Annotated in this window: 27 protein-coding genes; 16 read left to right on the top strand and 11 right to left on the bottom strand. The window is 69.4% G+C overall.

All coding sequences use genetic code 11. The features are described 5' to 3' along the window. Positions 1–2: 2 nt before the first annotated feature. Entirely contained in the window at positions 3–584 is a 582-nt protein-coding gene (locus BJ988_RS02205) for a dihydrofolate reductase family protein (RefSeq protein ID WP_179656479.1), read from the bottom strand. A gap of 63 nt (positions 585–647) precedes the next feature. Between BJ988_RS02205 and BJ988_RS02210 the strand changes: the two genes are divergently transcribed. After that, on the top strand, positions 648–1,721 hold the full coding sequence (locus BJ988_RS02210) for an NAD(P)H-dependent flavin oxidoreductase (protein WP_179656480.1): 1,074 nt from the start codon (positions 648–650) through the stop codon (positions 1,719–1,721). A gap of 23 nt (positions 1,722–1,744) precedes the next feature. Continuing rightward, positions 1,745–2,263, top strand: a complete 519-nt coding sequence (locus BJ988_RS02215) for a mycothiol transferase (protein WP_179656481.1) — start codon at positions 1,745–1,747, stop codon at positions 2,261–2,263. A gap of 13 nt (positions 2,264–2,276) precedes the next feature. Here BJ988_RS02215 and BJ988_RS02220 read toward each other — a convergent pair whose 3' ends face one another. Then, positions 2,277–2,930, bottom strand: coding sequence for an SDR family oxidoreductase (locus BJ988_RS02220; protein WP_179656482.1), 654 nt, complete (start codon positions 2,928–2,930; stop codon positions 2,277–2,279). Between the two features lie 134 nt (positions 2,931–3,064). On the opposite strand from BJ988_RS02220, the gene BJ988_RS02225 reads away from it, so the two are divergent. Genes BJ988_RS02225 through BJ988_RS02235 form a run of 3 tightly spaced genes read left to right on the top strand, consistent with a single transcriptional unit; the run spans position 3,065 to position 5,284 of the window. After that, positions 3,065–3,472: a DUF6069 family protein gene (locus BJ988_RS02225; RefSeq protein ID WP_179656483.1), complete on the top strand. Its 408-nt coding sequence runs from the start codon at positions 3,065–3,067 to the stop codon at positions 3,470–3,472. Positions 3,473–3,482: 10 nt separating this feature from the next. Then, a complete protein-coding gene (locus tag BJ988_RS02230) occupies positions 3,483–4,679 on the top strand; it encodes a histidine kinase (RefSeq protein WP_179656484.1) in 1,197 nt (398 codons plus the stop codon). Continuing rightward, a complete protein-coding gene (locus BJ988_RS02235) occupies positions 4,676–5,284 on the top strand; it encodes a response regulator (RefSeq protein WP_179656485.1) in 609 nt (202 codons plus the stop codon). Before BJ988_RS02230 ends, BJ988_RS02235 begins: the two co-directional genes overlap by 4 nt. Positions 5,285–5,294: 10 nt before the next feature. Here BJ988_RS02235 and BJ988_RS02240 read toward each other — a convergent pair whose 3' ends face one another. Further along, positions 5,295–5,747, bottom strand: a complete 453-nt coding sequence (locus BJ988_RS02240) for a MarR family winged helix-turn-helix transcriptional regulator (RefSeq protein ID WP_160024973.1) — start codon at positions 5,745–5,747, stop codon at positions 5,295–5,297. Between the two features lie 141 nt (positions 5,748–5,888). Between BJ988_RS02240 and BJ988_RS02245 the strand changes: the two genes are divergently transcribed. Beyond that, positions 5,889–7,070, top strand: a complete 1,182-nt coding sequence (locus BJ988_RS02245; RefSeq protein ID WP_179656486.1) for an MFS transporter — start codon at positions 5,889–5,891, stop codon at positions 7,068–7,070. A gap of 152 nt (positions 7,071–7,222) precedes the next feature. Beyond that, entirely contained in the window at positions 7,223–7,609 is a 387-nt protein-coding gene (locus BJ988_RS02250) for a hypothetical protein (RefSeq protein WP_179656487.1), read from the top strand. Between the two features lie 30 nt (positions 7,610–7,639). Here BJ988_RS02250 and BJ988_RS02255 read toward each other — a convergent pair whose 3' ends face one another. The 3 genes from BJ988_RS02255 to BJ988_RS02265 form a co-directional block, all read right to left on the bottom strand. After that, positions 7,640–8,386 (bottom strand): MBL fold metallo-hydrolase, encoded by a 747-nt coding sequence (locus tag BJ988_RS02255; protein WP_179656488.1) that lies wholly within the window; start codon positions 8,384–8,386, stop codon positions 7,640–7,642. Further along, positions 8,383–8,925, bottom strand: a complete 543-nt coding sequence (locus BJ988_RS02260) for a hypothetical protein (protein WP_179656489.1) — start codon at positions 8,923–8,925, stop codon at positions 8,383–8,385. The genes BJ988_RS02255 and BJ988_RS02260 overlap by 4 nt, the downstream gene beginning before the upstream one ends. A gap of 61 nt (positions 8,926–8,986) precedes the next feature. Continuing rightward, positions 8,987–9,535, bottom strand: coding sequence for a hypothetical protein (locus tag BJ988_RS02265; protein ID WP_179656490.1), 549 nt, complete (start codon positions 9,533–9,535; stop codon positions 8,987–8,989). Between the two features lie 143 nt (positions 9,536–9,678). On the opposite strand from BJ988_RS02265, the gene BJ988_RS02270 reads away from it, so the two are divergent. Beyond that, positions 9,679–10,980 (top strand): histidine kinase, encoded by a 1,302-nt coding sequence (locus BJ988_RS02270; protein WP_179656491.1) that lies wholly within the window; start codon positions 9,679–9,681, stop codon positions 10,978–10,980. Beyond that, positions 10,977–11,645, top strand: a complete 669-nt coding sequence (locus BJ988_RS02275; protein WP_179656492.1) for a response regulator — start codon at positions 10,977–10,979, stop codon at positions 11,643–11,645. Before BJ988_RS02270 ends, BJ988_RS02275 begins: the two co-directional genes overlap by 4 nt. Positions 11,646–11,704: 59 nt before the next feature. Here BJ988_RS02275 and BJ988_RS02280 read toward each other — a convergent pair whose 3' ends face one another. Together BJ988_RS02280 and BJ988_RS02285 are read right to left on the bottom strand one after the other, a co-directional pair. Then, positions 11,705–13,540 (bottom strand): calcineurin-like phosphoesterase C-terminal domain-containing protein, encoded by a 1,836-nt coding sequence (locus tag BJ988_RS02280; RefSeq protein WP_218860528.1) that lies wholly within the window; start codon positions 13,538–13,540, stop codon positions 11,705–11,707. Between the two features lie 185 nt (positions 13,541–13,725). Continuing rightward, positions 13,726–14,199: a QsdR family transcriptional regulator gene (locus tag BJ988_RS02285; protein ID WP_179656493.1), complete on the bottom strand. Its 474-nt coding sequence runs from the start codon at positions 14,197–14,199 to the stop codon at positions 13,726–13,728. A gap of 364 nt (positions 14,200–14,563) precedes the next feature. Here BJ988_RS02285 and BJ988_RS02290 point away from each other — a divergent pair, with 364 nt between their 5' ends. Next, the gene (locus tag BJ988_RS02290) at positions 14,564–15,625 is read left to right on the top strand and encodes a lipase family protein (RefSeq protein ID WP_218860530.1); all 1,062 of its coding nucleotides are present in this window, start codon (positions 14,564–14,566) and stop codon (positions 15,623–15,625) included. A 50-nt stretch (positions 15,626–15,675) separates the two neighbouring features. On the opposite strand, the gene BJ988_RS02295 is transcribed toward BJ988_RS02290, so the two are convergent. After that, positions 15,676–16,104, bottom strand: coding sequence for a hypothetical protein (locus BJ988_RS02295; protein WP_179656494.1), 429 nt, complete (start codon positions 16,102–16,104; stop codon positions 15,676–15,678). Between the two features lie 159 nt (positions 16,105–16,263). Between BJ988_RS02295 and BJ988_RS02300 the strand changes: the two genes are divergently transcribed. From BJ988_RS02300 to BJ988_RS02310, 3 genes are read left to right on the top strand one after another with little or no spacing between them, the layout of a single operon-like run. Next, positions 16,264–16,500, top strand: a complete 237-nt coding sequence (locus BJ988_RS02300) for a hypothetical protein (protein WP_246321388.1) — start codon at positions 16,264–16,266, stop codon at positions 16,498–16,500. After that, positions 16,497–17,147: an RNA polymerase sigma factor gene (locus tag BJ988_RS02305; RefSeq protein ID WP_179656495.1), complete on the top strand. Its 651-nt coding sequence runs from the start codon at positions 16,497–16,499 to the stop codon at positions 17,145–17,147. The genes BJ988_RS02300 and BJ988_RS02305 overlap by 4 nt, the downstream gene beginning before the upstream one ends. Further along, positions 17,144–17,371, top strand: coding sequence for a hypothetical protein (locus BJ988_RS02310; RefSeq protein ID WP_179656496.1), 228 nt, complete (start codon positions 17,144–17,146; stop codon positions 17,369–17,371). Before BJ988_RS02305 ends, BJ988_RS02310 begins: the two co-directional genes overlap by 4 nt. Positions 17,372–17,465: 94 nt before the next feature. On the opposite strand, the gene BJ988_RS02315 is transcribed toward BJ988_RS02310, so the two are convergent. Next, on the bottom strand, positions 17,466–19,031 hold the full coding sequence (locus tag BJ988_RS02315) for an alpha/beta hydrolase (protein WP_179656497.1): 1,566 nt from the start codon (positions 19,029–19,031) through the stop codon (positions 17,466–17,468). 217 nt (positions 19,032–19,248) lie between these two features. Between BJ988_RS02315 and BJ988_RS02320 the strand changes: the two genes are divergently transcribed. Together BJ988_RS02320 and BJ988_RS31225 are read left to right on the top strand one after the other, a co-directional pair. After that, the gene (locus BJ988_RS02320) at positions 19,249–20,040 is read left to right on the top strand and encodes an HAD-IIA family hydrolase (RefSeq protein WP_179656498.1); all 792 of its coding nucleotides are present in this window, start codon (positions 19,249–19,251) and stop codon (positions 20,038–20,040) included. Between the two features lie 29 nt (positions 20,041–20,069). Next, positions 20,070–20,960, top strand: coding sequence for a helix-turn-helix domain-containing protein (locus BJ988_RS31225; RefSeq protein WP_179656499.1), 891 nt, complete (start codon positions 20,070–20,072; stop codon positions 20,958–20,960). Here BJ988_RS31225 and BJ988_RS02330 read toward each other — a convergent pair. Beyond that, on the bottom strand, positions 20,847–22,028 hold the full coding sequence (locus tag BJ988_RS02330; protein ID WP_218860532.1) for an MFS transporter: 1,182 nt from the start codon (positions 22,026–22,028) through the stop codon (positions 20,847–20,849). The two genes, BJ988_RS31225 and BJ988_RS02330, sit on opposite strands and share 114 nt — an antisense overlap. Before the next feature lie 133 nt (positions 22,029–22,161). Here BJ988_RS02330 and BJ988_RS02335 point away from each other — a divergent pair, with 133 nt between their 5' ends. Beyond that, positions 22,162–22,617, top strand: coding sequence for an agglutinin cell wall attachment protein (locus BJ988_RS02335; protein WP_179656501.1), 456 nt, complete (start codon positions 22,162–22,164; stop codon positions 22,615–22,617). Positions 22,618–22,668: the final 51 nt, after the last annotated feature.

The raw sequence follows: 22,668 nt of genomic DNA on the forward strand, positions 1-22,668 counted from the left end.
GATCAGTGGATGACGTCGTAGACGAGCTTGGTGATGCCGTTCGCGTAGGTCTCCGACTGGAGCAGCTTCAGCATCTGCTTGTCCTTGTCGGTCTCGCTCCACATCCGCTTGCCGGCGCCGAGGACGACCGGGAAGACGAGCAGGTGGTAGCGGTCGATCAGGCCGGCGTCGGAGAGATTGCGGGCGAGCTCGGCGCTGCCCGCGATCAGGATCGGGCCGCCTTCGCCCTGCTTGAGCTGCTCGACCTCGTCCAGCGACCTCAGGATGACCTGCGGGCCCCAGTCGTCGACCAGGCCGTCGTCGCCGAGCGATGTCGAGACGACGTACTTCGGGATCTTCTTGATGACCGTGAAGTCCTCGATGTCGGGCCAGATCGGCCCGAAGGCCTCGTAGCTGCGCCGGCCGAACATCATCGCGCCGGCCTCCTCCATCTCGGTGCCCTTGATCTCGTAGGCCTCGGGCAGGAACTCGAGGTCCTGGAAGGTCCAGCCGCCGCTGCGGTGCTGTTCGGAGCCGGAGCCGCCGCCGGGGGAGTCGATGACGCCGTCGAGGGACACGAACGCGGAGTAGATGAGTGTGCGCATGCTCTGATCCTCCCGTGCCGGGTCCGCAGCACGCCAGCGGTTTCGGGGACTACCGTGAACGCCATGACGGCTCGACGACGTGCTCAGGAGTTCTGCGAGGCGTACGGCCTCTCGATGCCCATCCTTCAGGCGCCGATGGCGGGCGCCTGCCCGCCCGGGGCGGCCGCTGCAGTCGCCGACGCGGGTGGCATGGGCGCTGCGGGCGTGGTGCTCGACGTGCCGGAGCGGATCTCGCGGTGGGCAGCAGAGTTCCGGTCGATGTCGGCGGGGCCGTTCCAGCTGAACATCTGGATCCCCGACCCTGTGGTCGACGATCCGGCCGGGATCTCGGCCGCGGAGGAGTTCCTGGGCGGGTTCGGTACGCCCTCGCCCGAGCAGCCTCCCGCGCCCTCTTTCGAGGAGCAGTGCGAGGCGATGCTCGCCGCCCGTCCGCGCGTCGTCTCCTCGATCATGGGGCTCTTCTCGCCGGACTACGTCGAGCGCCTGCGCGCGGCCGGGATCGCCTGGTTCGCGTGCGCCACCACCCTGGCCGAGGCGAGTGCCGCCGAGGCGGCCGGTGCCGACGCCATCGTGGCCCAGGGGCTCGAGGCCGGCGGGCACCGAGGGGTCTTCGAGGCGGAGACGGCCGAGTGTACGGCGGTCGGACTGTTCGCGCTGCTGCCGCACATCGTCGACGGGGTGGACGTGCCCGTCGTCGCCACCGGCGGGATCGCCGACGGGCGTGCCGTCGCCGCGGCGCTTACGCTCGGCGCGAGCGCCGTGCAGGTCGGGACTGCGCTGCTGCGCTCGCCGGAGACCGGGATCGCTGACGCTTGGGCGGCCTCGCTGGACGGGCTCGAGCCGGAGGACACGGTCGCCACCCGGGCCTACTCCGGCCGCCTCGGTCGCGCCGCCCCGACTCCCTACGTACGCTCCTGGGAGGCCCCGGACGCACCGTCGCCCGCGCTCTATCCGCACCAGCGTGCCCTGCTCGCCAGATGGCGGAAGGGGACGCTCGACCCCGGCGCCGAGGTGCCTCTGGACCGCGTCAACCACTGGGCCGGCCAGGCCGCCGCGCGTGCCGTCGCGGAGCCGGCGGCGGACGTCGTGACCCGGATGTGGAGCGAGGCCCGTACGCATCTCCCGGACGTCGTCTAGGGCGGCGGTGTAGAACGGAGAGCATGAGCGCACCCTGGTTCCAGCGACTGCTCGCGGACGGCTTCGGCCGGACCGCGGAGGCCCTGCCCGCGATCGTCGACGGGCTCCCAGTCGACGACCTGCTGTGGCGTCCGTACGCCGGGGCGAACTCGATCGCCTGGACCCTGTGGCACACCGCCCGGATGGAGGACGCCCAGATCGCGCCGATCGCCGGCACCGACGAGGTGTGGCAGCGCGAGGGCTGGGTGGAGCGGTTCGGGCTGCCCTATGCGCCCGGCGCGATGGGATACGGACAGAGCGCCGAGGAGGTCGCGGCCTTCCGGCTGGAGGACCCGACGCTGCTGACCGGCTACTACCAGGCCGTCCACACGGCCACGATCGAGCTGGTCGACAGCCTGAGCGAGGACGACCTCGCCCGCGTCGTCGACGAGAGCTGGGATCCGCCGGTGACCGTGGCGGTGAGGCTGGTCAGCATCGTCGACGACGCCGCCCAGCACATCGGCCAGGCGGCGTACGTCAAGGGTTTGCTGGGTCTGCGCTGAGTCAGAACCAGGGTCAGAGCACGGCGGCGATGGCCTCGTCGACCGCGCCTTCGCCGGAGACCAGCTCCCACTGCTTGCCGACGGTGGCCTCGTCGTCGATCACGGCCGCGATGACGGCGGCCACGTCGGCACGCGGGATGGTGCCGCGGTCGAGCTTCTCGGCCAGCTTCACCCTCCCGGTCGCCGGCTCGTCGGTGAGGCCGCCGGGCCGCAGGATCGTCCAGTCGAGGTCGCTGTCGCGCAGGGCGACGTCGGCGTCGCGCTTGGCCTCGACGTAGGCCTTCCACACCTCTCCGGCATCGGCCGGCACCGGTTCGTCGACGCTGATCGCCGAGACCTGCACGAAGCGCCGGATGCCGGCCGCCTTCGCGCCCGCGATCGACTTGGTCGAGCCTTCCAGGTCGACGGTGCGCTTGCGCTCGATGTTGCCGTCGGGGCCGCCGCCAGCGGCGAAGACCACGGCGTCGCAGCCGGCGAACGCGGCAGCGAACCCATCGGCGTCCTGGTTCTCGATGTCGAGCAGGCCGACCTCGGCCCCGAGCGCCTCGAGCTCGGCTCGGTAGTCCTCGGTGCGTACGAGCGCGACCGGGGTGTGGTCCGCGGAGACGAGGATCGGATGAAGGTGAAGGGCGACCTTGCCGTGGCCGCCGACGATGGCGATACGCATGCTCCCAGACTAGGCACATCCACAACTGACAATTGTCACCGTCGGGTCCGGACAATCAGATCTGACGCGGGAGGGCCTCGCGGCGAGAGTCTGGAGACATCACCCATGGTGGGTGGTGGAGACGGAGAACTGACATGACGACCATGACGAACGAGACGGCCCAGCGAAGCCAGGTCAGCTGGGGGCGGATCGTGACGGTGGCAGCGGTCGCGGCCTCGGCGGCGACAGCCGTCTGGCTGCTGTTCACCCAGGTCGGTGGGGTGGACCTGGAGGCGAAGTCGGGGACCGGCACGCAGCAGATCGGGATCGGGCCGGTGATCGTCAGCAGCCTGGTGGTCGCGATGCTCGGCGGGGCGCTGTTGTGGTGGTGGCAGCGCCGCTCCGAGCGGGCGACCAGGCGGTGGACGATGCTCGCGGTGGGGATCGCGGTGATCTCCCTGATCACGCCGACCGGCGCGCTCACGGTGGCTGCCGGGCTGGGGCTCGTGAGCCTGCACGTCGTCGTGGCCGTTGTGGTCATCGTCGGACTGCGACGCGGGTAGGCTCGCGAGCGTGTCCGGCCTGAGGTGCAACCTCCAGACGACCGGAGCGAGGTCGACCGGCGAGCTTGCTCGTCCGGTCGCACCGAGCGAGGGAGTGACCGCGCGAAGCGCGGCGCGCTACGGCGTCGTGCTGGTGTGGTTCCCGGTGCTGCTGCTCTTCCCGTTGCTCAACCTCTCCGGGGACACGTTGGCGGCTGTCGGTCAGGTGGCCCTCGTGGTGGGCATCGCCGCGGTGGCGGTCGCCACCGTCCTGGCCACCGTTCTGGCGACCGGCCTCACCGGTCCGGCGCCCCGGCCGACGCGATCGATGGTCGTCCACATGGTCGCTCTCGTCGCTCTGATCGTGTTGGCCGCGATGCAGGGTGAGGGCTGGCAGACCGTCTGGGGCGTGCTGGCCATCGTCACTCCGGCGGTCCTGCGCGGCTGGCGCCTTGCCCTGGCCATCGGCCTCGCCACCGTCGGGGTCGCGGTGTCGATCGCGCTCATCGAGGGCATCGGTGACACCTACCTGCTCACCGTCGGCGGCACCCTCCTCAGCGGGATGACGACCACCGCGTTCCTACGTCTTCTCGAGGCCGTCGAGCAGCTCCGCCGCACCCGGGAGGAGCTGGCCCGGGCCGCCGTGGCAGAGGAGCGTGCCCGGATGTCACGAGATCTCCATGACCTGCTCGGCCACACGCTGAGCGTGATGGTCGTCAAGGCCGAGGCCGTACGCCGCCTGGCGGCTCGAGACCCGGAGGCCGCCGCCGTGCACGCCGCCGACATCGAGGACGTCGGGCGTGCCGCCCTGGCAGACGTGCGGGCCGCCGTCGACCAGATGAAGACGCTCTCCTTGACCGAGGAGCTCGACGGCGCGCGTCGTGCGCTCGACGCCGCCGGGATCCGCACATCGGTGATCCCCGCCCCGCCCGACATGCCCGACATCACCGGTCAGGCGCTCGCCTGGGTCGTGCGTGAGGGCGCCACGAACGTACTCCGTCACTCCGGGGCGTCCAGCTGCCGCTTCGAGCTCACCGAGGATGCTGGCGGGTTCCGTCTCGCGGTGGTCGACGACGGGGTCGGTGGCCTGACGGGCACGGCCGGCCCGGGGGAGAGGTCCGGCGGGCTCGAGGGTCTGAGACAGCGGCTGCGCTTGGTCGACGGTCGCCTCGACGTACGTCCTGGGGAGGACGGTTTCCGCCTCGAGGCACGGGTGCCGGCATCGTGATCCGCATCCTGCTCGCCGAGGACCAGGCAATGATGCGCGGCGCGCTCGCCGTCCTGCTCGGGCTCGAGGACGACATCGAGGTGGTCGCCCAGGTCGGCACCGGCACCGAGATCGTGCCGACGGCGCTCGAGGTACGCCCCGACGTGGCCCTGCTCGACATCGAGCTGCCCGGCATCAGTGGGCTCGAGGCCGCGCGTGAGGTGGCCGAGCGGATCCCGGAGTGCCGGGTGATGATCCTGACGACGTTCTCCCGGCCCGGCTACGTGCGCGAGGCGATGGCTGCGGGCGCGGTCGGCTTCCTGGTCAAGGACGGGCCGGTCGAGGAGCTGGCCGACGCGATCCGCCGGGTGCTGCGTGGCGAGACGGTCCTCGACCCGGACCTGGCCGCCGCGACGCTCCGCGCCGTCGCGAACCCGCTGACCTCCCGCGAGCGCGACGTGCTCGAAGCCTCCGAGGACGGGTCGAGCATCGCCGACATCGCCGGCCTGCTCTTCCTCTCCCCGAGCACGGTGCGCAACTATCTCTCCGCCGCCATCGGCAAGACCGGCACCCGCAACAAGACCGAGGCGGCTCTCGCCGCCCGGCGCAACGGCTGGCTGGCCTGACGGTGTGCGATCAGGCCGGAGCCGGTGACAGCGACCCGAGCGCGTGCACGAGCGGCGCGAGCTCTGGGATCTCGGCGGCCTCGTCGAGTGCCGTGCGCAGCACCTCGTCGTGCAGCGGTCGGGCCTTCTTCAGGAGCGCCCGCCCGGCTGGCGTGAGCTCGGTGTAGATCCCGCGCCGGTCGTCGGCGCACAGGATCCGGGTGAGGAGATCGCGGTTCTCCAGGCGGGTGACCAGGCGGGTCGTGGCCGACGAGGAGAGGGCCGCCGCACGGGCCAGCTGCTGCATGCGCATGTGCCAGCCGTCCTGGCGGCTGAGCGCGTCGAGGACGGTGAACTCGACGACCGACAGTCCGTGCTCGCGCTGCAGCGCCTTCTCGAGCGCGGCCTCGATCAGCCCGTGCACCGCCGCCAGCGTTCGCCAGCCCTGTGCACGGATCTCGACGGCGTCGTCAGCGATTCCCATGGGTCCTCCTTCGTGGACGACTCCAGCATACCCGAATTGCGCGGATAGTGCGCGTGTGCAACTATCGATAGGAAGCGTGTGCAACTAATGCACACGCTTCCTATCGACAGACGCAACCCGCCATACGTTCAGGAGTCATCCATGCCCGTCGCACTGCTAGCCCTCGCGATCGGAGGGTTCGGCATCGGCCTCACCGAGTTCGTCATCATGGGCCTGCTGCCCGAGGTCTCCACCGACTTCGGGGTCAGCGAGACCACCGCCGGCTACCTCATCTCCGGCTATGCCCTCAGCGTCGCCGTCGGTGCCGTCGGCCTGACCCTCCTGCTCACCCGGGTGCCCCGCAAGCTCGCGCTGCTCGGTCTGATGGTGCTGTTCATCCTCGGTAACCTGATCTCCGCGCTCTCGCCCGACTACGCCACGATGATGGCCGGCCGGATCGTCGCGGCGCTGTGCCACGGCGCCTTCTTCGGCATCGGCTCCGTCGTCGCCGCCCAGCTGGTCGCCCCGGCCCGCAAGGCCAGCGCGATCGCCTTCATGTTCGGCGGTCTCACTCTCGCCAACGTCCTCGGCGTGCCGCTGGGCACCCTGCTCGGCCAGGCCGCCGGGTGGCGCTCGACCTTCTGGGCGATCACCGTCATCGGCATCGTCGCCTTCATCGGCATCGCTCTCCTGGTCCCGGCCAACACCGGACGCAGCGAGGCGGGCACCCCGGCCGTACGCACCGAGCTGGCCGCGTTCGCCAACCCACAGGTCTGGTTCTCGATCGCCCTGACCGTGCTCGGCTTCGGCGGCATGTTCGGTGGGTTCACGTACATCGCCTTCACCCTCACCGAGGTCAGCGGCTTCTCGTCGGGCGCGGTCCCGTGGCTGCTCGTCCTCTTCGGTGTCGGCCTCTTCTTCGGCAACATCGTGGGCGCCCGGGCCGCCGACCGAAACGTGGTCAAGACCCTCGGTGTGCTCCTGAGCGCGCTGACCGTCATCCTCGCCGCCTTCGCCCTCGTCGCCACCAGCCAGGTGCTGACCGTCGTCGCCCTGGTCCTGATGGGCGCGGTCGGCTTCGGCACCGTGCCGGCCCTGCAGATGCGGGTGATGGGGTACGCCGACCGAGCCCCCACCCTCGCCTCCGGCGCGAACATCGGCGCCTTCAACCTCGGCAACGCACTGGGCGCCTGGATCGGCGGCGTGACCCTTGCGGCCGGGTTCGGCTACACCTCGCCGCTGTGGGCGGGCGCCGGGGTCACCGCGCTCGGTCTGCTCGTGCTGCTGGTCGCCGTCCGTGCGCCCGGGGGCGAGCGGCGTACGTCCGTTCCTGTTCCTGCCTGAACCGCACCCCTGTCTCAGCGAGAAGGAAGTACCGGCCCGGACCCGGCGACGTTCGACGCCGCCTGACTTCCGGCCGTGGGCGTCGTCGATGTTATCGATCGGTGATCTGCCCAGCAGCGAAGTCCGGAGCGGTTCGAGGCATGCTATGCCTCATGCGACTTACCGAGCACGAGCTCACCGTGGCCCTGACGGGGGTGGCGAAGACGGTGCTGGCGTCCAGCAGGCGCGGACGCAAGCGCGGGGCGGACATCGACCAGACCTGGGACGAGATGGACCGCTTCAAGCGCTTCAAGCTGCTGGACGGGATCGGCACCCAGATCTTCCCGGTGCTCACCGATCTACCTGACGTCGAGGTGCCGGTCGGCGGTCGCCCGACCTTCACCGAGCAGGAGATCCGGGAATCGGTCGAGCGCAAGCTCGGTGAAGACATCGGCCGGCTCCGCCGCGCCGTCGTGGTCAAGACCCGGGTCACGCTGGTCCAGACCGCCCTCTCCCACCTGCCGCCGCGGGCCGAGGGCGACCTGCGGCAGGACGGGTGACCGGCCGGGGCGACGGATCGGCGGCACCACTCACGCGAACGGCTCCCAGGTGAATCCAGGGCTTGCCACACTGAGGGTTGGCAGGGTCTCTCGGCGGCGGTCATGAATGAGGTGGTCGTAGGAAAGGCCCGGCCACAGATGGGTCAGCAGGATGTGGCGCGCGCCGGCAGCGGTTCCCTGCTCGATGGCGCTCGCGACGTCGGTCAGCAGTCCGGCGTCCTCGTCGGTGATCGGGTCCGGGTACGTCGCCTCGGCGATGTGCAGGTCGGCAGCCGCGGCGAGCTCGGCGACGGCTGCGTCGGGGCCGCCGTCGCCGGTGTAGGAGACCGTCGTTGCGCCATCGCTGAGCCGCATGCCCAGATTCGTCACGTGATGCGGGAGCTCGGCGAAGGTCACATCGACGGCACCGATCCGCATCGACGAGCCGTCGACGACGTCCATCAGCTCCGCGGCACGCTGCACAGCCCCAACGGCATCACTCGCCAGTAGGTTGTCGAGGGCCCCAGCGGGCGCGTAGACCGGAAGTGGATCGGCGGCAGGCGCGGAGAGCGCCCGCGCCCGGAGCAGGGGCAACAGGTCGGCGCAGTGATCGGGATGGCTGTGCGAGACCAGGACGGTATCGATGTCGGTCGGTGCGACGAGGCGGGTCAGGGCCTGGAAGGTTGCCCATCCAGGGTCGACGAGGATCTTCTGGCCTGCCGCCTCCACGAGATATCCGCTGCAGCCTGCCTCCTGCGTCGGCCAGGCGCCCTGCCCGCCGATGACCGTGACCCTCATCCCTGACCACCTGCCGGAAGCAGTCCTGCTGCAGCCAGGATCGTGGGAACGACGATGAGGACACCACCCAACACGACCGGCGCCCCGAAAGCGCCCAGCAACATCTCGCGCTTACCGAGCTCGGCCCGGCGAGCATAGGAGAATGCCAGCACGCCGAACCCGGCGGCGGCAACGATGAACAGAAGCACGTACGCAACGGACGCACCTGTGATCTTGTCCGCGTCGCCTGACAGTCCAGCCAGCATCAGTGCCGCCTGCAGGAGACTGCCGAGCACGTAGACGGTGGTCGTTGCGAACCCGGCCCAGAGCAAGGTTCCCACCGTCCTCGGCGCCAGGAGCCTTGGCCGGCGCGCGATGGCCAACAGCGCCACCGTGGCCCCCACCACCTTGATGGCGGTCACGATCCAGTTGACGACCGAGAGTCCTGATGCGTGGTCGGCATACTCCCCGGTGCCGAAGTAGTCGGTGACCTCGAACCAGATGCTGATCGCAGCGAACCCGGCGCACCACACAGCCATGATCAGACCGACGACGGTCACGCCCCTCGTGGGCGGACCGAAGACCGGAGGTCTGTCGAGCGAAGTAGTAGATGACATGAGCTCAGGGCCCCTCGACGCGGAAGTTGCCCGCAGTGGTCGGGAAGAACGGTGCGGTGCTGGTGCACGGCCGGGTGTCCAGGAACCCCATGACGTACCAGCTCCAGCCGAGGTGGTCGCGGCGTCCGTGGTCGGCAACCGTGATGCCGATCTGGTGTCCCATCTCTTCGCCCGGAAGGCCGGGTGCGCCTCCTCTGGTGATCTTGCCTGAGATCACGGCGACATCGTCGCCGGTCATGAGGCAGTCCACAGTGGCAGTGAAGTCGGCCAGGACAGTCCCGTCCGGGCGGACGTGAGTGACATCGATCGACCCCTGCGCGGCCCATGGGGTGTCGACGTCCGCGGTGGCATGTACGCGGAAGCTGACGGTGTCGCCCTTGTAGCTGGGGAGCTGAAGGGTGCCGCCACCTGTCCCGTCCACGGTGATCTGATCGGCGGCGGTCGGGGAGTCGGCCGGGACGGCGACCGCTCCGGCGCCGGCTGCGAGCACAAGGGCTGCGCCGACGCTGGTGCAGACCAGCAACGGTGCCGGCATCCTCAGTCTCTTCTGCATGAGACTTCCTTTCGGGTGACGTGGTGGACGAGCCACGAGTCTTTCGTTCGCGTCGGGAGCCGTCGTCAACCTGTGGGATGAAGGCCGTCCGCCTCAAGTCGCGCCTGGTGCCCGGAGCCGGGTGCCGCCCCTACGATGGGCCGGTGAGCTTGCGACGCGCCCGGTCATCGTCTGATGCCAGCGGCCGTGAGCAACTCTGGTTGGTGGACCTCCTGCTCGCGGCAGCTCTGGCGCTGCTGTTGCTGCCCGTGTCGGCCTCGACGGTGTGGGACAGCACCTGGCCTCTCGCGGGCCGGGTCGCGGTTGTCGCCGCGGTCGGCCTCGGCCATGCGACGGTCGCGGTGCGACGGATGCGCCCGCGCGTCGCGTACATCCTGGTTTGCGCAGTGATGTCGGTGCTGGTCGCGCTGCCTGAGATGACCAGCCGCACCGATGGGCTTGCATTCCACCCGATCCTGCTGCCGAGCACACTGCTGTTTCCGGTGCTGCTGTATACGGTCGCCGCCTGGTGCTCTCCACGAGAGTCACTGTTGGCGCTGGGCGTCGCCTGTGTCGGTGCCGGGGCCGTGACCTGGCGGCTGTGGGGCACCGACTACCTGACGGTCGCCCAGTTCGGCCTTGCCAGCAGCGAGGACCCGGTTCGGAGCTGGCAGCTGTTCCTGATCCTCGGAGCGGTCGCAACCATCGCGGTTCCGTGGGGTCTGGGCAGGTATCGGCGACTGCGAACACAGTATGTGCTGGCGTTGGAGGAGCGAGCCCGGCGCGAGGAAGAGCACCGAGCCGAGAGCGTCGCGGCGGCGGCAGCGCAGGAGCGCGTCAGGATCGCCCGCGAGATGCACGACGTGGTGGCCCACTCGCTGTCGGTGATGGTCACCCAGGCAGAGGGTGGCCGGATGATGGCCGCTCGGGACCCGTCGGCCGGCGCACGGGTGCTGGAGACGGTGGCCCGAACCGGGCAGGAGGCGATGCAGGACATGCGCAGTCTGCTCGACGCGCTTCACGACCCGCGCGCTGCGCGGGATGATCCCGCACCGCAGCCGAGCCTTCGTGTGCTCCCGGAGCTGATCGAGAGGGTCCGAGCCTCCGGACTCCCCGTGGCCTATGACGAGCAGGGCACCGCGAGCCCGCTGGGATCGGCAGGCGAGCTGGCCGCCTATCGGGTTGTGCAGGAAGCGCTCACCAACGTGCTCAAGCATTCCGGTACTGATGCGGACGCCACAGTGGCGCTGCGCTGGATGCCGGACCAACTGACGATCTCGGTGAGCAACCGCGCTGGGCACACGGTGGCAACCGCCCCTCATCGCGGCCGAGGACTGGTCGGGATGGCGGAACGGCTCGCCCTGCTCGACGGAACGCTGCATGTCGGCCCCGTCGGCGAGGACGGGTTCGACCTGGCCGCCACGATTCCGACGCTCGCTTCGACAGCCGTGGAGGAGCCTCAGTGACCGTACGTGTGGTGTTGGCCGAGGACCAGGATCTGGTCCGCGCAGGACTCGTCATGATCGTCGAGTCCCAGGACGACTTCGAGGTGGTTGGCGAGGCGGCTGATGGGGCGCAGGCGGTCGACGTGGTGGCGCGGACCAGACCCGATGTGGTCCTCATGGACGTACGGATGCCGGTGATGGACGGGATCGCCGCCACAGCGCAGATCGTGGAGCGTACGCCGGTGTCGCGAGTCATCGTCCTCACGACCTTCGACCGCGACGAACACGCCTTTGCGGCCCTACGGGCAGGAGCCAGTGGCTTCCTGCTGAAGAGTGCCCGTGCCGAAGTCCTGGTGGAGGCCATCCGCACAGTGCATCGCGGTGATGCCGTCATCGCCCCGACCACTACTCGGCGGCTGCTGGACCAGGTCGCGCCCACCCTGCCCGGCCCCGTGCGGGAGCCTCCGGAGCTTGCCCGCCTGACCAGCCGGGAGCGCGAGGTGCTCATCGAGGTCGCCACCGGTGCGTCGAACGCCGAGATCGCCCAGCGGCTGTTCTTGTCCGAGGCCACGATCAAGACCCACGTCGGTCGTATGCTGAGCAAGCTGGGTGCGCGCGACCGCGTCCAGGTCGTCGTCCTCGCCTACGAATGTGGGCTGGTCCGCCCCGACCGCAGACCCCGATGACTGATGCTGCTGCGGTCCCACTCGGTCGGGGTCGCTGCTCGCTGCACATGCTGACCGGGTCACCGCACGGTGAAGCGCAGCTCCTCGGTGTGACGACGGCCGTGCACGTCGGTCGCGGTGACGGTGGCGACGTGCTCGCCGGCCGCGAGATCGGCGGACAGCGGGAGGCGCCACAGGTGCATCAGGTGGTCCACCAGGCCGCCACCGTGAGGCAGCGTCTCCTGGTTGGCGGTCGGGTCCGACCACTCAGCGCCGCTGCGGATCGGCTCGCCCTTCATCGGCTGGGTGCGCTCGGCCTCGACGGCCGGCCGGCCGTCGAGAGAGACCTTGACGCTCGATCCGGTCGAGCCCATCCAGAAGTTGGTGGTCAGCCAGGTGGAGCCGAGCTCGTCGCGGCCCACGACCGCCGGGTCGGCGAAGGCCGGGGCCTTCCCGACGTTGCGCTTGTTGGCCTCGAACCAGGTGCGGTAGCGCGGGGTGTTGAGGCCGAGAGCCATCTGGTCGCTGCCGTCGGTGCCGCGGACGGCGTACCGCTCGGTCACCTGGCGGCCGCGGATGTCGAGGGTGAGGACCCCCGGCGGGGTGCCGTCGCGCATGATGGCGGTCGGGTAGCCGTCCTCGAGCACTCGGCCGGCGTACCAGTGGCCCGACATCGCGCCCACGGTGAGATGGGTGAACGGCAGACCTTCGGCGGGGTCGAGCACGTCGGCCCAGCCGGCGACGAAGTCGCCCTTGCGGAGGTTCTCCGACATGTGGGTGTGGCCGGCGACAGCGACGACCTCGCGCCCCTCGAGGATCTCGTAGATCTCGTCGAGCTGCTTGGTGCGGTGCGACGGGCTGTACCAGTACTCCAGCAGCGGGCTGTGCGACCCGACGACGATCACCTTGTTCTTCGGCACCGCGGCGATGTCGCGTCGCAGCCACTCCAGCTGGGTGGCATCGAGGCTGTAGCCGTAGGAGCGGGACGGGGGCGGGTTGATCGGGTAGTCGATCGAGCTGAGCGCGACGACATGGGCGTTGCCGACGTCGTAGGAGAAGTACGTCGGGCCGAGCTTCGCGCGGAAGGTGTCGAAGCTGTGCGCGCGGTTCGGCGTATCGAAGTCGAGGTCATGGTTGCCCGGCAGGAAGCGAGCGGGGCCGTTGAGCAGCGACGTCAGGTCGCGCGAACGTGGAAAGAGGGAGAGGTCGTCACCCACGATGTCACCGACGAGGAGGGCCCCGCAGCCGGCGTAGTCCTCGCGCTCGGCGAGGTCGTCGAAAGCGCCGTTCTGGGCGTATCCGACCTCCTTGACGTTGTACGTCTGGGGGTCGGCGCCGATCACGCAGCCCTGCGCGGCCGACTGCGTCAACGCGCTCTTCACGACCGGGAAGTTGACCTGGTCGGGCAGCTGACCGGTCGGGGCGATGCCGCCGTACTTGAGGGTGGGCGAGCCTTCGGGCAGGTGGGTGTAGTCGAACTGGGCGACGTTGTCCTCGTCGACCGGCACCTGGTAGCCGCGCGGCTGGGTGACGAAGGCGGTCATGTTGTCGTACGCAGGCAGCTCGTAGCGGCCGGACCGGTCGGTCGTGGTCACGTCGCGGCCGTTGGAGACGGTGACTCCGGCGACGCCACGCTCGGTCGGGTCCTGCACCGAGTCGCGGTCGACGTCGACGAAGACGCTGCCGTCGAGGGTGCCCTGATCCTCGTCCGGGCCGGGGACGACCTGGACGCCGCCGCGATAGGCGGTCCGGTCCCAGACGGTGTCGGCGGTCGCGGCCGTCGTTGCGGCCGATGTCGTGGCGTATGCCGGGGTGCTGGCGCCGATGGCAGCCAACCCGCTGGCCGAGAGCGGAAGCGCGAGCGAGAGCGCTACGAGCCGGCGGGCCGGTCCGCTGTATGGGGGTGAAGACGTCACAGGAAGCTCCTGGTGGTGGCTTGGCCGGCCCCGGTGACCGACCAAGCCCTGACTCTCGGGTGTCCGGATGAACCCGGTCCGTCATGTCGCGAACGCGGTCGCGACCGGTAGGCGTATTCCCCCGTCACCGCCCCGGACGGCGTCAGGTCCAGGGGTGCCCGTCGGTGGCGATCCGTGCGTCCGGGTCAGTCGCGCAGTAACGCAGCCACCGCTTGACCGACCTTGGCGGGATTCGCCTGCTCCCCGGTGATGATGTCGGTGTAGAGGAACGTCTCCACCACTCGCACCAGAAGGTACGCCAGGTCTGGAGCCTCCATGGGGAGCTTGGCTGGATCCAGATGCTGGTCCAGCAGTTCCTGCATCGCGGCCGTCATCCGACCCTGGAGCGAGCCGGCGCGAGTGGTCAGCACTCGCAGCGCACGTTCGGGCTCACGGCGCAGAAATACGCCGAAGTACTCCGTCGAGAGCAGGGTCTCACTGAAGCTCTCCAATGCGCTGGCCAGCTTCGCGCCGCCCTTGCCCGGCGCTGCGTGTACGGCGTCGCGCAATGTCGGTTCGGCCAATGACCACAGCACCTCGGTCAGGAGTTCGTCTCGGCCGCCGACCCAGCGAAACAACGTCGCCCGGCTGACCCCCACCTCGGTGGCGAGGTCCTGCATCTCGATGCGTCGTCCCGCCTGGAACCAACGCCGGGCGACCTTGAACGCGGTCAATGGTTCTGGCCGGCCCTTGGGCCCCGCCAACTGACGCGCCAGTGGTGTCTGGCTGATAGGCCCTCCTTGAGACGTCGTCCGCAACGGTGGTTGGTCCGTTGCGTCGATGCATCAGAGTAGCAGGACGACTCGAACCAGAGCTCTTTCAGATATGTCGAACAGGCACAACCGACATCACGAGACATATTGCGGATGTGTTGCATCCATGAGGTGAATGATGTAAACAGACCACGAGTGCGAGTACGGCCGTATTCGTATCGCCGTCGGCGACATGGCGTGATGCCTTCGCCCTCAATGCAGGAGGAGTCTGGTGAGTAGGAACAGACAGATGTCGCCGCTCGCGTCCATCGCTGCGGTCCTGGCCATGATGCTGAGTGCGCTCGTGTGGTCGAGCGGTTCGGCTGCGGCGACCGACAAGGACGCGTCGACCGACGATCGAGAGTTCGCCCCGGTCGACCGGCCCGGCCCAGCACTCTCGGTGCCGAAGGCGACGCTCGCCAAGAGCCTGGTGTGCTCCGAGAATGTGGAGCGGTCCAGCCACGACGTCGTGCTCTTCGTGCACGGGACCACGATGACGCCGGGCGAGAACTTCGAATGGAACTGGCTTCGGGCGATGACACAGCGTGATCGGCCTTATTGCACGGTGGCGATGCCCAACCGGGCGATGTCCGACGCACAGATCTCGGCCGAGTACATCGTGAACGCGGTGCGATACCTCCATCGAACGAGCGGTGACCAGGTCGACATCCTGGGACACAGCCAAGGCGGCCTGGTGCCTCGATTCGCCCTCCGGTTCTGGCCGGACATCCGTGCCATGGTCGACGACTACGTCGGATTCGGCGCGACCAACCATGGCTCCTACATGGTCAATACGCTGTGCCCGCCGGTGGTCGGCTGCTCGCCGTCCCTGTGGCAGCAGACTGCGGACTCCCACTTCACCAGGGCGACGAACTCGCGGCAGGAGACGTTCGCAGGCATCTCCTACACCAACATCTACACGCACACCGACGAGTTCGTACGTCCCTCGCTCGACTCGTCGGGCACCAGCTCGTTGCACACCGGAGACGGTCGGATCACCAACGTCGCGATCCAGGACGTGTGCCCGCTCGACGTCGCCTCCGAGCACATCGCAGTTGGAACGTACGACCCGGTTGCCTATGCGCTCGCCATGGACGCGCTGGATCATGACGGTCCGGCAGATCCCGACAGGATCGTACGTTCGGTGTGCGCCGAGCTCTTGATGCCTGGGGTGGAAACGCTGCAGTTCGCCACCGAGTACGTGAACTCGATGACGGCTGTCACGAAGGAGCTCGTGCTGCACAACCGCACTCCGCGGGAGCCCGACCTCAAGACGTACGTGTTCGCCGGATGATCATGAACGACAACCTCCTGGACGAGTCCAGGAGGTTGTCGTTCTGCTGCTCAGGCAGTGTGCCTGTCACGGTCGAAGGCGAGAGCGGCAAGTGCCAACGCGCCGACCAGCAGGCCGAAGTCGCGCAGGGCGACGTCGTAGAACTGGCCCATCGACACGAGGTTGATGATGATCCCGGCCAGCCAGGCGGCGACCAGCAGGGCGCCGTAGCGGGGGATGACCGCCACGACGATGCCGGCGACGATCTCGATGACGCCGACCGCCAGCATCGCCTGGTGTGCGCTGCCGGGAACGATGTCGTTGATCCAGGGTGCGAGGTAGCGGTCCCATTCGGTCAGCACATCGGCGAACTTGTCGAGTCCGAAGGCGATCGGGGCGATGACGAAGACTGTGCGCAGCAGGAAGAAGGCTCGGTCGGCGCCGGAGGCGCCCGGCAGCGACTTGGTGGTCGTCGACGTCGTGGAGGTGTGGCTCGTCATGAGGCATCCCTTTCGGATGTGATGGAGAAGCGCGCCGTACGGGACGCTCCTCAGGTGTGATCTCACTGCGTCTGTGTCACCAACGCTGCCGCGTCTTACCGCCGAGCTCTGTCGATGTCCCGGGGTAAGAACCTCGCGGGTGGACCACACCAAGCAGTCATGAAGGTGTACCGGCGATATCGCAACGCCCTGCGGGCGCGTCAGGCTCTCGACGAGGCCGTGGCGTGGCGACGGCGAAGCCTGCTTCGCGCCGGGTTTCCCCCTGACCTCGCCTCGGACCTGGCGACGGACGTACGCCTCGATCTGCATGCGGTGCTGCAGCTGGTCGATCGCGGGTGCCCGCCGGAGCTGGCGATCAGGATCTTGGAGCCACTTCCGAGCGAGATGGGATCATGAGCCTCATGCACCGAGCCACCTCCGAGATCGGCGCCGCGCCGGATGAGGCCTGGGCGAACGAGCTGAACGATCCGGGTCCGCCGGGACATGCCGCCCAGCGCAGCCTCCATGATCTGCTGCTCCGCGCGACTCGTCACCAGGTGTGGCGGCTACGTCATCAGCTGCCCGGCGCCGGACCCGCGGACCTGGAGGATCTGGCCCAGCAGGCCGCTGACGATGCGCTGGTCGCGGTTCTCGGCAAGCTCGACACCTTCGAGGGGAGGAGCCGGTTCAGCACCTGGGTCTACAAGTTCGGGCTCCTGCACGCCGGTGTCGCGGTCCGTCGGCAGTCCTGGCGGCATCGTGAGGTCGCGCTCCCCGACACCTTCGACGTCAGTGACGGTGGCGTCACCCCGGAGGCCTTCGCGCAGGGCAGTGAGCTCTCGCGGGCCGTCCATGCGGCGATCTCCACGGACCTGACACCTCATCAGCGCCGCGTCACCTTGGCGTTGCTCGTCGAGCAGGTCCCGATCGACGTGCTCGCCGAGCGTCTCAACACCAACCGCAACGCCCTGTACAAGACCCTTCACGACGCACGCCAGCGACTTCGAGCGTGCCTGATGGCCAGCGGCCACCTCGACGACCCGTCCCTCCGGAGCACGCCATGACCGACCAAAACCGTTGCTCACCTGTCGAAGCGGCCCTCGACGACCTGCTGCTCGACACCGACCCGTACCTGTCCTGCGACGACTGCTTCGACCAGCTCGACACCTACGTCGAGCAGCTGCTGGCGAACCCGGGCCACGTGGACATCCCGATGCAGGTGCATCTGAAGGCTTGTGGAGCCTGTGCCGAGGAGGCCGAGGCGTTGATGGACCTGCTCTCGTCGTGACCGGACGGGGTCAGGTCCACGGGTTGTTCCAGCGACCGTCGGCGTGGGCCGGGTCCAGCACCGGCTCGTCGTCGACGATCTCCGCCCGGCCAATCTAGTTGTCGGCCGCCCCTGCCACGGCTGAGCGCGGGGCGGCGTCGGCTGAGCAGTGGTAGTCGCGCGACGGTCGCTCGCCCGTGGTCAGATAGGTCGTCACGACGTGGTTCGCGCAGCGGTTCCTGCCGCCCGGGTAGACGCCGTGGCCGCTCTGGTCGGCGGTCACCATGGTGGCCCGCTTGCCCAGCGCCGCCCGCATCTCCCGAGCCCCGGCGAGCGGTGTCGCCGGGTCGCGGAGGTTCTGCACCATCAGTACGTTGGCCGGACCCTGATCGGTGATCCGGACCGGCGGTTCGGTGGGAGCCGGCCAGTACGCGCACGGCGTGATGTTGGCTCCGGCGGCACCGAACAGGGGGTACCGGATCCGGTCAGCGGCTACGTTGCGCTGGTAGGTCGCAACCGACGACGGCCAGCGCGCGTCGTTGCAGATCATGTAGTAGCGACCGGAGATGAGGTTGTCCGCGTCGGTCACGGTCTCGCCTCCGGGCAGCGGTGGTGGCGGCTGGTTCGCGTCGACCGCCTGCCAGATGTCGGCCAGCAGCGGCAGCTGGGTGGGGGCGTACAGCAGAGCGAAGTTGACCAGCCGGAACGTGACATGGTCGAAGGGGCCGTCCGGAGACGGGATCGGCTTCTTCTCCAGCCGTTCGGCGAGCTCGAAGTACTTCGCTCGCACCTGCGCCGGTGTCGTGCCCAGTCCGTACTCGCGGTGGTTCGCCGCGGCGAACTTCGCGAAGGCCGGGAAGGTGTCCTCGACGCCCTGCGACCACAGCCGGTCGCTCGCGTAGTCCCAACCGCCCGGGCCCATGTTGCTGTCGAGCACGATCCGGTCGCTGCGCTCGGGGAACAGGGTGGTGTAGACGGCGCCCAGGTGGGTTCCCCAGGAGGCGCCGGCGTACGACAGCCTCGACTCACCCAGCGCGGCCCGGATCCGGTCCATGTCACGTGCGGTGTTGGCCGGGCTGACGTGCGGCAGCATCCAGGATGTCTTGGACGTCTCGCACTGCTGGGCGATCTGCTTGCTCTGGGCGGCTCGCTCGGTCACGTCGGCGGCGTCGCGGGCGTACGGCGGGATGTTGCCGGTGAGCTGCTGTTCCGGGGTGAGGTCGCACGTCACCGGCGTGCTGCGGCCGATCCCGCGCGGGTCGAAGCCGATCACGTCGTAGCTGTCCTGGACGCTCTGCGGGAGACCGGTCGCGACGAGCATCGCCGGGTAGCCCTCGCCCGCGGAGGGGCCGCCGGGGTTGGTGACCAGGATGCCGCGCCGCTTGTCGGGCTTCGTGCTCGCCAGCCGTGAGACCGCGATATCGATCGTCGGGCCGTCGGGGGCGCTGTAGTCCAGCGGGACCTTCAGGGTCCCGCACTGCATCTCTGCCGGGATCGGCACCGGAGAGATCTCGGCGGGGCACTTGGCCCAGGTGATGCGGTCCGGTGGCTGTGTCGGCTCCTGTGCCTGTGCCCCGGCTGGACCTGCCAGCGAGGCCGCTGGGGCCAGCGAGGCCGCTGGGGCCAGTGTGGCCGCCAGCGAGACGACGGCGACGGTGAGCGGTACCGAGATGCGTTTCATTTCCTTCTCCCGAGGATGGGCGCTGAGACAGTGTCAGTCTTCGCCGATCGGAGGGCAGGAGGCATCCGGCCGAAGACCATTCCCGGGGTGGCTGAAAGAACTATTGACGGGTGGGAAAAGTAGTAGTGGCGCAGATCACTGCCCCTGCTGAAGGCGGTGACAGGGTGAGTCGGCGACGACGGTTGGCGGTAGGGCCGCGATCGGAGAGGATGGCTCCGTGATCGACGAGCGCCCCATCAAGACCTGGCTGACAGACATGGACGGCGTCCTGGTGCGCGAGGAGGAGCCGATCCCGGGTGCGGCCGAGTTCCTGGCGAAGCTCACCGAGAAGTCGCTGCCGTTCCTGGTGCTGACCAACAACTCGATCTACACTCCGCGCGACCTCCGGGTCCGGCTGCTTCGCTCCGGTCTCGACGTTCCCGAGAAGTCGATCTGGACCTCCGCGATGGCGACCGCGCAGTTCCTCTCCGACCAGCGCCCGGACGGTTCGGCGTACGTCGTCGGTGAGGCCGGGCTGACGACCGCGCTGCACGAGGTCGGCTACGTGATGACGGAGACCGACCCCGACTACGTCGTGCTGGGGGAGACCCGCACCTTCTCCTTCGAGGCGATCACCCGGGCGATCCGGCTGATCGAGCGTGGCGCGCGGTTCATCGCGACCAACCCCGACCCGAGCGGGCCGAGCCCCCAGGGCACGCTGCCCGCCACCGGCTCCGTGGCGGCGCTGATCAGCGCCGCGACCAACCGGGCGCCCTACTTCGTCGGCAAGCCGAACCCGCTGATGATGCGCAGCGCTCTCAACCAGCTCGAGGCCCACTCCGAGACGACGGTGATGATCGGCGACCGGATGGACACCGACATCATCAGCGGCCTCGAGGCCGGCTTGCGCACCATCCTGGTCGAGACCGGGTCGACCAGGCCCGAGCAGATCGAGACCTTCCCGTTCCGGCCGACGTGCGTGGTCGGCTCCATCGCCGACGTACTGCCGATGCTCGACGGCGGGGAATAGCCCGGCGGCACCCGGGCGCTGGGGCTGATGTGAACCAGGACCGCCCGTCGTGGGAGATGACCTTCGCCTACTCAGAGCAGCTGGCCGCCGGCTCCGCCGGTGAGGCCGTACGCTCCGCCAGCTGGCTGCTCGTCGACGACGGCACGGTCGTGCTGACCGCCGCCGGCCAGTCGCACCTGCTCAGGGCGGGGGATGCGGCCCTGGTCGGGGCGCAGGTCACGCACCGGCTGTCGACCCGCGACGGGGGCGCGCTCACGCGGGCGGACCTTCGCGCGGTCGACGTGGGCTACCCGCTGGCCAACCCGCTGGTCGTGCGCGACTTCGTCGGCCGTCACGGCGGCGTGGCCGAGCTGGTCCGGCGGTGCCCGCTGGCGGGCCCGTGCCGTCCGACGGCGCTGTTCGCGTCCGGCTACGCGTCGCTGCTCGGTGCGGCGATGACGGCCTCATGGCTCGACGACACCGGGCGCGGGACCGAGGGTCCCGCGCCAGTTCTCGACCCGACGGTGGCGCAGGTGCTCTCCGCGGTGATCGCGGACCCGGGACGGGCATGGTCGGTCGAGGCGATGGCGGAGTCGGCGCACCTGTCCAGGTCGGCGTTGGGGGAGCGCTTCCGGCGCAGCCTGGGTCAGAGCCCGAGCGAGGCGCTGCGCGACGTACGGATGCGCGCGGCCCGCCACCTGCTGGCCGGCGGTGACCGTCCGGTCGGGCAGGTGGCGTACGCCGTCGGCTACGGGTCGGCCGCGGCGTTCAGCCGGGCCTTCACCGCCACCCACGGGATCGGCCCGCAGGCGTGGCGTGAGGACCCGTCAGCCGCGCGGGACCCGGAGCGAGCCGAAGCCCGCAGCGGCGACGGCCGCGGCGGCCGCGCCGATGAGGAGCACCAGCTCGACGCCGTACTGGTCGAGGACCGCGCCTCCTAGGGCTGCCCCGAGGGTGATCGCCAACTGGAAGGCGGTGACCTGGAGGGCCAGCGCCGACTCGGTGCGCTCGCGCTCGACGCGGGTGACCCACAGCTGGGTGGCCACCGGCACCATGTTCATCCCGAAGCCCCACACGATCATCGCCAGCGCCATGGCCGGAGTGCTCTCGGCGAGCAGGGTCAGGACCAGTCCGCCAGCGAGGAGGATCGGCGCGACGGTGACGACGAGGCGCAACCGGTCGGAGAACCTGCCGGCCGCGAGGTTGCCGAAGAGCCCGCCGAGGCCCCACAGCGCCAGCATCCACATGCCGTTGCCGGGCGTGGTGTCCGAGATCGCGATCCGGATGAACGGGTACGCCACGAAGTTCCCGAGGACCACGACCACCACGAGAGCCACGCCGGCGACGAGCCGCGGGTTGCGGAGGGCTTGACGCATCATGCTCAGCCCGGCCCCCGGGTGGGCCGGCACCGGAGGCAGAGCTCGGGCCAGCGCCGCGGCGGCGACCAGGCTCAGCACGGCCGCCGCCGCGAACCCCCAGCGCCAGCCGGGTCCGTCGGCGAGCAGCGACCCGAGCGGCAGGCCGACGATGGTGGCCACCGTGACTCCCAGCGCGATCGACGTCGAGATCACGTGGTCACGGCCGGGCGAGGCGTACGTCCCGACGGCGAAGGCGAAGGACCAGTACCCGGCGATCGCCGCGCCGAGCACCAGGTGGCCGAGGAGCAGGACGATGAAGCCGGGCGCCACCGCGACCGCCAGGTTGGCGACCGCCGCGGCGACCAGCAGGCCGACCAGCAGCGTACGTCGGTCCATCCTCGGCAGGACCATGGCGATGCTCGGTGCGGTCAACGCCCCGGCGATCGCTGTCGCCGCCACCGCGAGCCCCGCGGTCCCTTCGCTGATGCCGAGGTCCCGCGCCATCGTGGGCAGGACCCCCGCAGGCAGGAACTCGCTCGAGACCAGGATCGCGATGCCGGCCGCGAGCGCCACCACCGGCGTCGCTCGACCCTGACCGGTGGACGGGGAGGTGATCGGGGGAGGGGTCGTATCTGACGAAGTCGTTGTCACACTTCGATCGTCGCGGCGTTCCGAGCATCCGCGTTGATCGGCTGTCGCCCGTGCTTGACCGGATGACCGCCGTCTGGCCGATCCGCCGAACCTGTTTCCGGATAGGGCTCGACAGCGGTAGTAGCGTGAGCGCATGACCGTTCCCCCCGTGGTCAGACAAGAACAGCTCATCGCTGAGATCGCCCTCCACCTCGCCGACGAGGTCGAGGGGGACTGGTCCACGTTGGTCTTCAACCACCGCAACCTGTCCATGTTCTTCACCGGACGCATCGACGTGCATCGACCAGACGGCAGCTTCACCCACGCCCGGCCGCCTGACAGCGTTCTCTCGCTGACGGACGAGCTCAGGCGGGTGATGTACGAACCGGGCAAGGGCGCCTGGTTCTCCGCCCGATGGACCATCGCGAGCGGCGAGGCGGACGAGGAGAACCGATCTCAGATCGTGTTCAACTACGACGACGAGCCGGTCTGGCGCTGGCCCGCCCACCCGGGCCTGTACGCGATCGACCTCGAGACGTTCCCTCGTGACGACGAGCGTGTGCCGGGTTGGCTCCGTCAGAAGGTCAACGGGGCCCGCCGGACGCTGTAGGGACGCCCTTTTCGGCCATGTCGCTGGCCATGGCGACAAGGAATCCGTGCG

It is taken from the genome of Nocardioides panzhihuensis (assembly GCF_013408335.1).
Lineage (GTDB): Bacteria > Actinomycetota > Actinomycetes > Propionibacteriales > Nocardioidaceae > Nocardioides > Nocardioides panzhihuensis.